The following is a 12,355-nucleotide window of genomic DNA, read 5'->3' on the forward strand; positions in this document are numbered from 1 at the left end:
CCTGTTCACCGCCGTGATCACCATTGCATCCGGGCATGCACGCCCGCCTTGACGGTCGTCCCTGCGGACCGCACATAATGAACCATCATGAACGAAGTTCGCCCAAGCGGCACAAGCGCCCCGGAAACGGGGCTCAGCAAATCGGGGCTCGCCGAGCTCAACGCACGCTCGCGCGAGATCTTCCGCCGCATCGTCGAAGCGTATCTGGAGACCGGCGAGCCGGTCGGCTCGCGCAACATCGCGCGCGCGCTGCAGCTGTCGCTGTCGCTGTCGCCGGCGTCGGTGCGCAACGTGATGAGCGACCTCGAGGTGCTCGGCCTGATCTACGCGCCGCATACCAGCGCGGGCCGGCTGCCGACGGAACTGGGCCTGCGCTTCTTCGTCGACGCGCTGCTCGAGGTGGGCGACCTGTCGCCGGACGAACGCCAGTCGATCGAGGCGCGGTTCGGGCCGCAGCCGCAGCAGCGCTCGATGGAAGGCGTGCTCGACCAGGCCTCGAGCCTGCTGTCGGGCCTGTCGCGTGGCGCCGGGCTGGTGCTCACCAGCAAGACCGACATGCGCATCCGCCACATCGAATTCGTGCGGCTGGAGCCGCGACGGGTGCTGATCATCCTGGTCGGCGACGACGGATCGGTGGAAAACCGCGTCGTCGAGATCGACGAGGACATCCCGCCGTCGGCGCTGGTGGAGGCCGGCAACTACCTGAACGCCCGCCTGCAGGGCCGCACGCTGGCGGAGGTGCGCGACGAGATCGCCCGCACGCGCTCGGCGCTGGAAGCCGAGCTCGACACCCTGAGCGCGCGCGTGGTCGAGGCCGGGCTCGCCACCTGGTCGGGGGTGGCCGACGACAGGCCGCGCACGTTGATCGTCCGCGGCCAGGCCAATCTGCTCGAAGACCTGCACGCGCTCGAGGACCTCGAACGCATCCGCGTGCTGTTCGACGACCTGGAGAAGAAGAACGATATCATCGAGCTGCTGGGCCATGCCGAGCGGGCCGACGGGGTGCGTATCTTCATCGGCTCGGAAAACAAGTTGTTCTCGCTGTCCGGCTCCTCGGTGGTGGCGGCGCCCTACCGCGACGCCAACGACAAGATCGTCGGCGTGCTCGGCGTCATCGGCCCGACCCGGATCAACTACGCACGCATCGTGCCGGTGGTCGACTACACCGCCCAGCTCGTCAGCCGGCTGCTCGACTAGCGACATTCCCGACCCTTTCAGCGGTTGATTTTTCCGCCCCGAGCCCTGATATCGGGGCCGACCCTTCACGGAATGCACAGATTCCGCCTTGTCCGAGGACAATATGAGCGACGAAACAAGACAGACCGCCGCCGCGAACAACGCCACCGAGGCCGAGAACCGGGCCACCGAAGCGCCGGACGCCGAGACGCCGGACGCCGGGGCGGCCGCGCCGGAAACCGATGCCGTCGAGACGCTGAAGAGCGAGAACGCCGACCTGCGCGACCGGCTGTTGCGCACGGTCGCCGAGATGGAGAACCTGCGCAAGCGCGCCGAGCGCGAGGTCAGGGAAGCCGGGCAGTACGCGATTTCGCGCTTCGCCCACGACCTGCTCGGCGTCGGCGACAACATGCGCCGGGCGCTGGAGACCGTCGGCGGGGAAGCCCGCGAGGCCGCCGACAGCGTGCTGATCGGCCTGCTCGACGGCGTCGAGATGACCGAGCGCGAGCTGTTGAAGACGCTGGAGAAGCACGGCGTCACCCGGGTCGCGCCGCAGGGCGAGAAGTTCGACCCGAACTTCCACCAGGCGATGTTCGAGGTGCCGGACGAGAGCGTGCCGTCGGGCACCGTCGTGCAGGTGGTGCAGACGGGCTACAAGATCGGCGAACGCTGCCTGCGGCCGGCGATGGTCGGCGTATCCAAGGGCGGCCCGAAGACGGCGGCGAAGCCGGAAACCGCCGAAACCGCACCGGACGGCCCGCCGCAGGTCGACAAGACGGCCTGATCCGCCCGGACCGGTCACGAAGTCGCCGCGGCACGCGGATACGCCCGAAACACCCCGGAATCGGGCAAGACGGTGCCAAACCCGGGGTCTTTTCGTGATCGGCGATCACATTCGCCGTAACACGGCGCGACGGGCGCGATCTGGCCACAAAGGCGGCACCCCTTGAGCGGGCGGGCGCGTTCAACCGCGCGACATCAAGGGGAGACCGTCATGACCATATCCAGGATCCTGCCAGCTCTCGTTCTGGCGACCACGCTGGCAATCACGCTTGCGGCGACAAGCGCCGTCGCCCAGACGGGCGAGCAGTCGAACCAGCAGGCGCACAATCAGGCCATCCAGCAGCAGGTCGAGCGCAACACGCTCGGCGAGGCGGCGGCCACCGCCCGGTCGGAAGCATCGAGCGAAGCGCCGGTCGGCTCGGGCGCCACGATCGAATGGATCGGCAGCCCGATCGCGGCGATCGACGGCACCGAGGTTGGTACCGTCAGCGACGTGATCGTCGACGGCAACGGCGCGGTCACCGAGGTGCGCGCCCGCGTCGGCGGCATCTTCGGCCTGTTCTCCCGCGAGGTGGCGATTCCCGCCGAGCGCATCATCCTCGAACAGAACGGCACGCTGGTCGCCGAAATGTCGGTCGAGGAAATCCGAAAGGCGCGGCCGGCCAGCAGCTAGGGTCTCGTGACCCGCCGGAGGGTGAGATTGACGCGGCCGCCCTCCGGCAGCCAGCCGTCGAGCAGCGTCGAGGAGCCGGCGAGGATGCGGTCGACGCCGTGATAGGCGAGCCGGCTGTCGCCGCCGAGCACCACCGCATCGCCCGACTCGAGCTTCACCGAGCGGGTCGGCCCCTTGCGCGTCGTCCCGCCGACCCGGAAGACGGCGGTGTCGCCGAGAGACAGCGACAGGACGGGGGCGGCGAAATCCTCCTCGTCCTCGTCGCGATGCAGACCCATCTTCGCCGCCGGCTTGTAGTAGTTGACGAGGCACGCCTCGGGCGGGTGCGGATAGGCGGACAGCGATCGCCAGGCCTCCAGCAGCATGCCGGGCATCGGCGGCCACGGCCGGCCGGTCTCGGGATGGGCCGGCTGATAGCGATAGCCGCCGTCCCTGTCGGCGACCCAGCCGAGCGGCCCGCAATTGGTCATGGCGACGGAAAACGGCTTGCCGGTGCGCGGCATCCTCGGGGTGAAGAACGGCGCCTCGGCGACGATGTCGCGCAGGGCGGCGAGGAGATCCCGCTGCGCGGACCGGTCGAGAAAATCCGGCACATAGCGGCAGCCGGGCGCGATCTCGACCGCCTCGGGCGGTTTTTGCTCAAGCGAGCGTCTTGGCGACGTCACGGATGTGATCCCAGGCCTGCAATACATGGCGGCGCTCGGTCAGCAGATTGCCGATCGACACCCGCACCGCGACACGGCCGTCGACCAGCGTCCGGGTCAGATAGGTGAAGCCCGTCTCGTTGACGGTCGCGATCAGCCGGTCGTTCAGCGTGTCCAGCGCCGCGCCGTCGCGCCCCTCGGGCGTCAGCCGGAAGGCGACCAGGGCAAGACTGCGCGGCGCGGCGAGCGCGAAGCCCGGTTCGGCCGCGATCAGCCCTTCCAGCTCCTCGGCCCAGGCGACATGGCGGCGGATCATGTCGCGGATCGCCTCCAGCCCGTAGCTGCGCAGCGCGAACCACAGCTTCAGCGCCCGGAAGCGGCGGCCGAGCGGAATCGTCCAGTCGCGGTATTCGGGCCCCGCACCGCTGCCTTCGGAGACCAGATAGGCCGGCAGGATCGACAGCGCCTTCCTGAGCACCTGCGGATCCTTCACGAAATGGGCCGAGCAGTCGAAATTGACGCCCATCCACTTGTGCGGATTGAAGACGAGGGAATCGGCCAGTTCGATGCCGTCGCCGACGGCGCGGAACTCCGGGCAGACCAGGGCCGATCCGGCCCAGGCGGCGTCGACATGCAGATAGACGCCGTGGCGGGCGGCGATTTGCGCGACATCTCGGACCGGATCGACGGCGCCGATGCCGGTCGCGCCGATGGAGGCGATGACCGCGGCGGGCAGACGGCCCTCCGCCCTGTCCAGCGTGATCATCTCGTCGAGCGCGTCCGGCTTCATGCGGAAACCGGCGTCAGTCTCGACGCGGCGCAGGCCGATGTCGCCGTAGCCGGCGATCCGGGCGGCCTTGTCGATGGAGGAATGGGCCTCCGCCGAGGCGTAGACCGTCAACGCCGGCTTGTCCGACAGGCCGTCGGTGTTTCCGGACCATTGAAGCGCCTTTTCCCGCGCTGCCAGCAGCGCGCAGAGCGTCGCCGTGGAGGCGGAGTCCTGGATCGTGCCCTTAAACGCTTCCGGCAGGCCGATCGCCTTGCCGAGCCAGGCCATGGTGACGGCCTCGAGCTCGTTGGCGGCCGGCGACGTCTCCCACAGCATTGCCTGCTGGCCCAGCCCCGCAGCGAGCACCTCGCCGAGCACGGCCGGCGGACTGATATTTGCCGGGAAATACGCGAAAAAGCGCGGATGCGCCCAGTTCGTCAGGCCCGGATCGAGAATGTGGTCGAAATCGGCGAGAATGCGGTCGAATCCCTCGCCCGTCTCGGGTGCCTCGGCGGGCAGCGCCGCGACGATATCGCCGGGTTTCGTCCTGGAGCGGACCGGGCGTTCCTCAATGCCGTCCCAGTAGTCGGCGATGCGATCGATCAGGGCGTGACCGAGGCGGCGGAATTCGTCGGTGTCCATGTCGGCTCCGTTCGCGGGGCGTGCGACCGCCATCCTGTTGAAGCGATCGGCGGCGTCAACCCGGTTCGCTCCGGCTTCAAACATACGCCTGCCGCCTTGCGGCGCAGTGGCCGTCTCCTTATATCAGCGCCGAACACGTCCTCGCGTCCCCCGCGGGGCAAACACCATTGTTCGTTGGGGGCCGTTCCGTGACCCCGTTCATCGGGAAGACCGGATCAGGGGTGCCTCGCGATGAGGGCTCCAGCGGCCTGCCGGAAAGAGAGGTTCGAAAAATGGGTAAGGTCATCGGTATCGACCTCGGCACCACCAATTCGTGCGTCGCCGTCATGGAAGGGTCGAATCCCAAGGTTATCGAAAATGCCGAAGGCGCGCGCACCACGCCTTCGATGGTCGCCTTCACCGAGGACGGTGAGCGGCTGGTCGGCCAGCCGGCCAAGCGCCAGGCGGTGACCAATCCGGAAAACACCTTCTTCGCCATCAAGCGCCTCATCGGTCGTACCTACGACGACCCGATGACCGAGAAGGACAAGGGCCTGGTTCCCTACGAGATCGTCAAGGCCGAGAACGGCGACGCCTGGGTCCAGAGCCGCGGCGACAAGTATTCGCCCTCGCAGATCTCCGCCTTCATCCTGCAGAAGATGAAGGAGACGGCCGAGGCCTTCGTCGGCTCGAAGATCGAGCAGGCCGTCATCACCGTTCCCGCCTACTTCAACGACGCCCAGCGCCAGGCCACCAAGGACGCCGGCAAGATCGCAGGCCTCGAGGTGCTGCGCATCATCAACGAGCCGACCGCGGCCGCGCTCGCCTACGGGCTCGACAAGAAGGACGGCAAGACCATCGCGGTCTACGACCTCGGCGGCGGCACCTTCGACGTGTCGGTGCTGGAGATCGGCGACGGCGTGTTCGAGGTCAAGTCGACCAACGGCGACACCTTCCTCGGCGGCGAGGACTTCGACATGCGGCTGGTCGGCTATCTGGCCGACGAGTTCAAGAAGGAGCAGGGCATCGACCTGCGCAACGACAAGCTGGCGCTGCAGCGGCTGAAAGAGGCCGCCGAGAAGGCCAAGATCGAGCTGTCGAGCGCGACGCAAACCGAGATCAACCTGCCGTTCATCACCGCCGACCAGTCCGGCCCGAAGCATCTGACCATGAAGCTCACCCGCGCCAAGTTCGAGGCGCTGGTGGACGACCTGATCCAGAAGACCATCGTGCCCTGCAAGGCAGCGCTGAAGGATGCCGGTCTGTCGGCCGGCGAGATCGACGAGGTGGTCCTGGTCGGCGGCATGACCCGCATGCCGAAGGTCCATGAGGTCGTGAAGCAGTTCTTCGGCAAGGAGCCGCACAAGGGCGTCAACCCGGACGAGGTCGTCGCCATCGGCGCTGCCATCCAGGCCGGCGTGCTGCAGGGCGACGTCAAGGACGTGCTGCTGCTCGACGTGACGCCGCTGTCGCTCGGCATCGAGACGCTGGGCGGCGTGTTCACGCGCCTCATCGACCGCAACACCACGATCCCCACCAAGAAGAGCCAGATCTTCTCGACGGCGGAGGACAACCAGACCGCCGTGACGATCCGCGTGTTCCAGGGCGAGCGCGAGATGGCGGCCGACAACAAGCTGCTCGGCCAGTTCGATCTCGTCGGCATTCCGTCGGCGCCTCGCGGCATGCCGCAGGTCGAGGTCACCTTCGACATCGACGCCAACGGCATCGTCAACGTGTCGGCCAAGGACAAGGCGACCTCGAAGGAGCAGCAGATCCGCATCCAGGCGTCCGGCGGCCTGTCCGACGCCGACATCGAGAAGATGGTCAAGGACGCCGAGTCGCACGCCGACGAGGACAAGAAGCGGCGCGCGCTCGTCGAGGCCAGGAACCAGGCCGAGGCGCTGGTGCATTCGACCGAGAAGCAGCTCGCGGAATTTGGCGACAAGGTGCCGGAATCCGACAAGAGCACGATCGAGGCGACCGTCACCGAGCTGAAGTCGGCGATGGAAGGCGACGATCCGGAGGCGATCAACGCCAAGGCGCAGGACGTGGCCCAGGCGGCGATGAAGCTCGGGGAGGCGATGTATGCCGCCTCGCAGGCCGAAGCCGAGGGCGCTGCCGAAGGTCCTGCCGACGCCGATGCGACCTCCGCCGACGAAGACGTCGTCGACGCCGACTTCGAGGAAGTGAAGGACGACGACCAGAAGAAGTCGGCCTGACAGAAAGAGCGACTAAAGGGATGGCCCTCGTTCGTCGAGACTTGTAATTCTCGCCGGATCGGGGGCCATCCCGTTTCAAGACCGGTGGGCCGGCGGGCGGGGCGCCCCGCGGGCCATCCCGCCGGGGCACGAACCGAGCCGCAAGACCAGAATCGATGTCCAAACGCGACTTTTACGAGGTATTGGGCTGTAGCCGGTCGTCCACGGACGCAGAGCTGAAGGGCGCATTCCGCAAGCTCGCCATGAAGTATCACCCGGACAAGAACCCGGGCGACGACGAATCCGAGCACAAGTTCAAGGAAATCAACGAAGCCTACGAGGCGCTGCGCGATCCGCAGAAGCGGGCGGCCTACGACCAGTTCGGCCACGCGGCCTTCGACGGCATGGCCGGACAGCAGGGCTTCGGAACGGATTTCGCGTCGTCGATGTCGTCGATCTTCGACGACCTTTTCGGCGACTTCATGGGCGCCGGCCGCGGGCGCGGCCGCTCCGGGCGCGGACGCGGCGCCGACCTGCGCTACAACATGGAAATCACGCTGGAGGAATCCTACTCCGGCAAGGCCGCGCAGATCCGCGTGCCCACCAGCATCACCTGCGAGACCTGTTCGGGCTCCGGCGCCAAGCCGGGCACCAGCCCGACGACCTGCACCACCTGCGGCGGCGCCGGCCGCGTCAGGGCAAGCCAGGGCTTCTTCGCCATCGAGCGTACCTGCCCGCACTGCCAGGGCCGCGGCGAGATCATCGAGGACCCCTGCGCCGATTGCGGCGGGGCGGGGCGGGTCACGCGCGAGCGCAACCTGTCGGTCAACATTCCCGCCGGCGTCGAGGACGGGACCCGCATCCGGCTCGCCGGAGAGGGCGAGGCCGGCATGCGCGGCGGACCGGCGGGCGACCTCTACATCTTCCTGTCGGTGAAGCCGCACGAGATCTTCCAGCGCGACGGCGCCGACCTGTTCTGCCGGGTGCCGATCTCGATCACGACGGCGGCGCTCGGCGGCGATATCGAGGTGCCGACGATCGACGGCGGACGCAGCAAGGTCAAGGTGCCGGCCGGCACCCAGACCGGCAAGCAGTTCCGCCTCAAGGCCAAGGGCATGCCGGTGCTGCGCAGCCCGCAGCACGGCGACCTCTACATCCAGGCGGTGGTCGAGACCCCGGTCAACCTGAGCCGTCGCCAGCGGGAGCTTCTGGAGGAATTCGAGCAGGTCTCCTCCGAATCGACAAATCCGGAATCCTCGGGTTTCTTCGCCAAGGTGAAGGAATTCTGGGACGATCTGAGCGGTTGATCCGGATCTCGCCGCTTTTACCCGCTGAACTTTGAGTCTGTAACAGGAGCCGGCCAGACATGATCTCAGGCGATTCCGAAACCCGCAAACGGACGATCCTCGACGAGCTGATCTTCCTGCGCGAATGGGCGGGGAATCCGCTGCGCACCGGGGCGGTGAGCCCGAGCGGGCGCTGGCTCGCACGCGCGATGGCGGCGGAAGTCGATGCCAACGACGAGGGGCCGGTCGTCGAGCTCGGTCCCGGCACCGGTGTCTTCACCAAGGCTCTGATCGATCACGGCGTGAAGCCGGAGCGGCTGATGCTGATCGAGTACAACGCCGATTTCTGCCGGCTTCTGGCCAATCGCTTTCCCGGTGTGACCATCATCCAGGGCGACGCCTACGCGCTGAAGAGCCATCTCGACGCGCATGCCATCACCGGGCTGTCGGCGGTCATCACCGGCCTGCCACTGCTGAACCGGCCGATGGAGCAGCGCATCGCACTGATCGAGGCCGGCGTCAACGCGCTCAAGCCCGGCATGCCGCTCGTCCAGTTCACCTACGGGCTGCAGGCGCCGGTTCCCGCGCAGGCCGGCAAATTCGAGGCGCGCCGCGGCCGCCGCGTTCTGATGAACCTGCCGCCGGCGACCACCTGGATCTATTCGCGGGACTGATCGTTTCCTTCAGGACTGGTAGCACGCCGGCGTCGCCCTAGGTCGCCGGGTGCACCGCTGTTTTCGCAAGGAGATTTCCCGTGACCCGCCCCGCCATCCTCGTCTTCGCCGGAAGCATCCGCACCGGCTCGATCAACGAGAAGCTCGCCGTCCGCGCGGTCGAGGCGATCGAGCAGGCCGGCGGCGCCGTCACGCATATCTCGCTCGCCGACTATCCGATGCCGATCTACAACGGCGATCTCGAGGAAAACGAGGGCGTTCCCGAGACCGCCACCCGGCTCGCGGAAAAAATGATCGCGAGCCAGGGTATCTTCATCGTCGCGCCGGAATACAACGGTGGCATCACGCCGCTGTTGAAGAACACGATCGACTGGGTGTCGCGGCCGAAGACGACGGACCACCGGCCGGGCCCGTTCAAGGGCCGAGTCTTTGCGCTGGGGGCGGTCTCCAACGGCCAGTTCGGCGGCTATCGCGGCCTGCTTCAGCTGCGCCATTCGCTGGAGAACGCGCTGGGCACCCTGATGGTCCCGGAAATGATCTCTGTGCCCGCAGCGAACTCCGCCTTCGACGACTCCGGCCGGCTGGTGGCCGAGCGTCCCGCGAAGATGCTGGCGACGGTCGCCGAGCGGCTCGTGTCGATGGCGAGGACCTTCGCCGCGCCGGTCTAGACCGCGGCTAGTCCTCGCTCGGCGTTCTGGCGCATTGACAGGCGGGGCCCCCGCGATCCAAAACCGCTTGGCGCCAGCCCGTTCCATTGCATGGCGGGTCGCTTCCGTGACCGCGCCGCTTATCCTGACGAGGAGCAGCCCATGACGTCCGAGACCATCGCCGCGCGCGACCGGCTGATCGTCGGGCTCGATCTGTCTTCGCAGGCGGAAGCGGAACGGATGGTCGCGACGCTGGGCGACGCCGTCGGCGTCTACAAGATCGGCATGCAGCTGAGCTTCTCCGCGGGTCTGGGATTTGCCCGCGAGCTCGTGCAGTCGGGCAAGCGCGTCTTCCTCGACATGAAGCTGCTCGACATTCCCAATACCGTCGCCCACGCGGTCGAGGCGATCGCCGACATGGGCGTGACCTTCACGACGATCCATGCCTATCCGCAGGCGATGCGCGCGGCCGTCGCCGGGCGGGGCGGGTCCGGGCTCAAGCTTCTCGGGGTCACGGTGCTGACCAGCCTCGACGACACCGACCTCGTCGAGACGGGCTATGGCAGCGGCGTCGGCGACCTGGTGCTGCGCCGCGCGGCGCAGGCGGCCGATATCGGCATGGACGGACTGATCTGCTCGCCCGTCGAGGTCGCGGCGATCCGCGCGGCGACCGGAGATACGCTGGAACTGATCACGCCGGGCATCCGGCCGGCGGGCGCCGAACGCGGCGACCAGAAACGGGCGGCGACGCCGGAGAGCGCCATTCGCGACGGCGCGGACCGTCTGGTCGTGGCGCGCCCGGTGATCCAGGCGGAGGATCCGCGCGCGGCGGCGGAGCGGATCGTCGCCGAAATCGAATCGGTAACGAAATAGAGTCGCAGACGAAACGACCGGCAAGGAGAGTCAATCCGACCGCAGGGAGAGCGAACCATGGTCAAGGGATACTGGGTAGCCCACGTCACCGTCCAAGACCCGGAGCGCTATGAGCGCTACAAGGCGGCGAATGCGGCGGCCTTCAAGAAATATGGCGGCCGCTTCCTGGTGCGCGCCGGCCAGTCCCGGTCGATGCTCGGCGCGCTGAAGGACCGGCACGTCGTCATCGAATTTCCCAGCTACCAGGCAGCGCTCGACTGCTACAACTCGCCGGAATACCAGTTCGCGATTCAAGAGCGGGGCGAGGCCGGCGACGTCGATCTCGTCGTCGTCGAAGGCTACGACGGCGAACAGCCGGGCTGAGCCGCCGGCCTTGAGCCGAGCCGGGTGCCGGATGCCCGCATCCAACCCGGGACGGAAACGACCGTTTCCCGCGTCCGCGGCCTTGCGGGCGCGGCCCCGCCTGCTATACCGGCGCCCTGACACGGTAGCCCTGACGAAGGGCCCCTGACACGGACGTGTCGAAACCGGGAGTATCGGATGTCCGACATGCGGTTGATCGTCACCGGCGCCAGCGGGCGCATGGGGCGGGAGCTGATCCGTACCGTCGTCGAGACCGACGGCGCGGTGCTCGTCGGCGCGATCGAACGCGACGGCGCGGCCGGGATCGGCGCCGATGCCGGCGAGCTGGCGGGCATCGGCCATCTCGGCGTCCCGGTCACCGACGACGCCCTGCCGGTGTTCGCGCGCGCCGACGGCGTCATCGACTTCACCGCGCCGGTGGCGACGGTGGCGTTCGCCGAACTGGCCGCCCAGGCGCGCATCGCCCATATCGTCGGCACGACCGGCCTGAGCGAGGATGACGACGCCAAGCTGGCCGCCGCCGCCCGCCATGCCGTCGTGGTCCGTTCGGGCAACATGAGCCTCGGCGTCAACCTGCTGGCGGCGCTGGCGAAAAAGGTCGCCGCCGCGCTCGACCCCGACTTCGACATCGAAATCGTGGAAATGCACCACCGCAACAAGGTCGACGCGCCGTCCGGCACGGCGCTGATGCTGGGCCAGGCCGCCGCGGCCGGCCGCGAGGTGGCGCTCGACCAGCACGCGGTGTGGACCCGCCACGGCCAGACCGGCGCGCGCAAGCGCGGCGACATCGGCTTTCAGGCGCTCAGGGGCGGCACCGTCGTCGGCGAGCACACGGTGATCTTCGCCGGCCCGCACGAGCGCATCGAGCTCACCCACCGGGCCGAGGACCGGGGCATCTTCTCGCGCGGCGCGATCAAGGCCGCGCTATGGGCGCGCGGCCGCAAGCCGGGCCTCTATTCCATGGCCGACGTGCTCGGCCTTTCCGACTAGACTGGAGTAACGAATGGACCGCCTTCTCGCGCTCGTCCGCCACGGGCAGAGCGACTGGAACCTGAAGAACCTGTTCACCGGCTGGAAGGACGTCGGCCTGACCGAGCAGGGCATCGCCGAGGCGCATGCCGCCGGCAAGATGCTCAAGGCCGCCGGCCTGACCTTCGACGTCGCCTTCACCAGCGCGCTGACGCGGGCGCAGCACACGCTCGACATCATCCTGGACGAGATGGCGCTGACATCGATCCCGATCATCCGCGACGAGGCGTTGAACGAGCGCGACTACGGCGACCTGACCGGGCTGAACAAGGACGACGCACGGGCGAAGTGGGGCGAGGAACAGGTGCATATCTGGCGCCGGTCCTACGACGTCTCCCCGCCCGGCGGCGAGAGCCTGAAGGACACCGTCGCCCGCACCCTGCCCTATTACGTGTCGGAGATTCAGCCGCGCGTCTTGCGCGGCGAACGGGTTCTGGTCGCCGCGCACGGTAACTCGCTGCGCTCGATCGTCATGGTGCTCGAGCGGCACAGCCGCGACACCATCGTCAAGCGCGAGATCGCGACCGGCGAGCCGATCGTCTACCGGCTGGCGGCCGATTCGACGGTCGCCGAGACGCTCGATCTGACGGCCTGAGATCTTCGGCCCGCGCGTTCCCGC

The 12,355-nt window shown here is 68.0% G+C and carries 13 protein-coding genes; 11 read left to right on the forward strand and 2 right to left on the reverse strand.

The window, feature by feature from the left end; genetic code table 11:
• The first annotated feature begins 87 nt into the window (after positions 1–87).
• The 3 genes from hrcA (at position 88) to ACSF9G_RS18915 (ending at position 2,632) form a co-directional block, all read left to right on the forward strand.
• The gene (hrcA, locus tag ACSF9G_RS18905; protein WP_436643686.1) at positions 88–1,197 is read left to right on the forward strand and encodes a heat-inducible transcriptional repressor HrcA; all 1,110 of its coding nucleotides are present in this window, start codon (positions 88–90) and stop codon (positions 1,195–1,197) included.
• Positions 1,198–1,300: 103 nt separating this feature from the next.
• Positions 1,301–1,960: a nucleotide exchange factor GrpE gene (grpE, locus tag ACSF9G_RS18910; protein WP_436643687.1), complete on the forward strand. Its 660-nt coding sequence runs from the start codon at positions 1,301–1,303 to the stop codon at positions 1,958–1,960.
• Between the two features lie 210 nt (positions 1,961–2,170).
• Positions 2,171–2,632 carry a PRC-barrel domain-containing protein gene (locus ACSF9G_RS18915; protein WP_436643688.1) on the forward strand — a complete coding sequence of 154 codons (462 nt, stop codon included), beginning with the start codon at positions 2,171–2,173 and terminating at the stop codon, positions 2,630–2,632.
• On the opposite strand, the gene ACSF9G_RS18920 is transcribed toward ACSF9G_RS18915, so the two are convergent.
• Both ACSF9G_RS18920 and ACSF9G_RS18925 read right to left on the reverse strand, forming a co-directional pair.
• Positions 2,629–3,297: an alpha-ketoglutarate-dependent dioxygenase AlkB family protein gene (locus tag ACSF9G_RS18920; protein ID WP_436643689.1), complete on the reverse strand. Its 669-nt coding sequence runs from the start codon at positions 3,295–3,297 to the stop codon at positions 2,629–2,631. The genes ACSF9G_RS18915 and ACSF9G_RS18920 overlap by 4 nt on opposite strands.
• A complete protein-coding gene (locus ACSF9G_RS18925) occupies positions 3,272–4,687 on the reverse strand; it encodes a pyridoxal phosphate-dependent decarboxylase family protein (protein WP_436643690.1) in 1,416 nt (471 codons plus the stop codon). The genes ACSF9G_RS18920 and ACSF9G_RS18925 overlap by 26 nt, the downstream gene beginning before the upstream one ends.
• A gap of 272 nt (positions 4,688–4,959) precedes the next feature.
• On the opposite strand from ACSF9G_RS18925, the gene dnaK reads away from it, so the two are divergent.
• The 8 genes from dnaK to ACSF9G_RS18965 all read left to right on the forward strand — a co-directional run bounded on the left by dnaK (position 4,960) and on the right by ACSF9G_RS18965 (position 12,331).
• Complete coding sequence (dnaK, locus tag ACSF9G_RS18930) at positions 4,960–6,885, forward strand: molecular chaperone DnaK (RefSeq protein ID WP_436643691.1); 1,926 nt, start codon at positions 4,960–4,962, stop codon at positions 6,883–6,885.
• A 155-nt stretch (positions 6,886–7,040) separates the two neighbouring features.
• A complete protein-coding gene (gene dnaJ / locus ACSF9G_RS18935; protein WP_436643692.1) occupies positions 7,041–8,171 on the forward strand; it encodes a molecular chaperone DnaJ in 1,131 nt (376 codons plus the stop codon).
• 59 nt (positions 8,172–8,230) lie between these two features.
• Positions 8,231–8,824 carry a class I SAM-dependent methyltransferase gene (locus tag ACSF9G_RS18940; protein WP_436643693.1) on the forward strand — a complete coding sequence of 198 codons (594 nt, stop codon included), beginning with the start codon at positions 8,231–8,233 and terminating at the stop codon, positions 8,822–8,824.
• A gap of 80 nt (positions 8,825–8,904) precedes the next feature.
• Positions 8,905–9,492 (forward strand): NADPH-dependent FMN reductase, encoded by a 588-nt coding sequence (locus tag ACSF9G_RS18945; RefSeq protein ID WP_436643694.1) that lies wholly within the window; start codon positions 8,905–8,907, stop codon positions 9,490–9,492.
• Between the two features lie 141 nt (positions 9,493–9,633).
• Positions 9,634–10,344, forward strand: coding sequence for an orotidine-5'-phosphate decarboxylase (gene pyrF, locus ACSF9G_RS18950; protein ID WP_436643695.1), 711 nt, complete (start codon positions 9,634–9,636; stop codon positions 10,342–10,344).
• Between the two features lie 57 nt (positions 10,345–10,401).
• Entirely contained in the window at positions 10,402–10,707 is a 306-nt protein-coding gene (locus ACSF9G_RS18955; protein ID WP_436643696.1) for a DUF1330 domain-containing protein, read from the forward strand.
• A gap of 177 nt (positions 10,708–10,884) precedes the next feature.
• Positions 10,885–11,697 carry a 4-hydroxy-tetrahydrodipicolinate reductase gene (gene dapB / locus ACSF9G_RS18960; RefSeq protein WP_436643697.1) on the forward strand — a complete coding sequence of 271 codons (813 nt, stop codon included), beginning with the start codon at positions 10,885–10,887 and terminating at the stop codon, positions 11,695–11,697.
• 13 nt (positions 11,698–11,710) lie between these two features.
• Positions 11,711–12,331, forward strand: a complete 621-nt coding sequence (locus tag ACSF9G_RS18965) for a 2,3-bisphosphoglycerate-dependent phosphoglycerate mutase (protein ID WP_436643698.1) — start codon at positions 11,711–11,713, stop codon at positions 12,329–12,331.
• The last annotated feature ends 24 nt before the right edge of the window (positions 12,332–12,355 follow it).

Origin of the sequence: Microbaculum mangrovi (assembly GCF_051390635.1) — a bacterium.
Taxonomy (GTDB): Bacteria; Pseudomonadota; Alphaproteobacteria; order Rhizobiales; family Tepidamorphaceae; genus Microbaculum.

Excerpts from the sequence above, each read along its gene's own strand:
- pyrF (WP_436643695.1), top strand. The coding sequence starts at position 9,634 with ATGACGTCCGAGACCATCGCCGCGCGCGACCGGCTGATCGTCGGGCTC.
- ACSF9G_RS18940 (WP_436643693.1), top strand. The coding sequence starts at position 8,231 with ATGATCTCAGGCGATTCCGAAACCCGCAAACGGACGATCCTCGACGAG.
- ACSF9G_RS18955 (WP_436643696.1), top strand. The coding sequence starts at position 10,402 with ATGGTCAAGGGATACTGGGTAGCCCACGTCACCGTCCAAGACCCGGAG.
- grpE (WP_436643687.1), top strand. The coding sequence starts at position 1,301 with ATGAGCGACGAAACAAGACAGACCGCCGCCGCGAACAACGCCACCGAG.
- hrcA (WP_436643686.1), top strand. The coding sequence starts at position 88 with ATGAACGAAGTTCGCCCAAGCGGCACAAGCGCCCCGGAAACGGGGCTC.
- dapB (WP_436643697.1), top strand. The coding sequence starts at position 10,885 with ATGTCCGACATGCGGTTGATCGTCACCGGCGCCAGCGGGCGCATGGGG.
- ACSF9G_RS18925 (WP_436643690.1), bottom strand. The coding sequence starts at position 4,687 with ATGGACACCGACGAATTCCGCCGCCTCGGTCACGCCCTGATCGATCGC.
- dnaK (WP_436643691.1), top strand. The coding sequence starts at position 4,960 with ATGGGTAAGGTCATCGGTATCGACCTCGGCACCACCAATTCGTGCGTC.
- dnaJ (WP_436643692.1), top strand. The coding sequence starts at position 7,041 with ATGTCCAAACGCGACTTTTACGAGGTATTGGGCTGTAGCCGGTCGTCC.
- ACSF9G_RS18915 (WP_436643688.1), top strand. The coding sequence starts at position 2,171 with ATGACCATATCCAGGATCCTGCCAGCTCTCGTTCTGGCGACCACGCTG.
- ACSF9G_RS18965 (WP_436643698.1), top strand. The coding sequence starts at position 11,711 with ATGGACCGCCTTCTCGCGCTCGTCCGCCACGGGCAGAGCGACTGGAAC.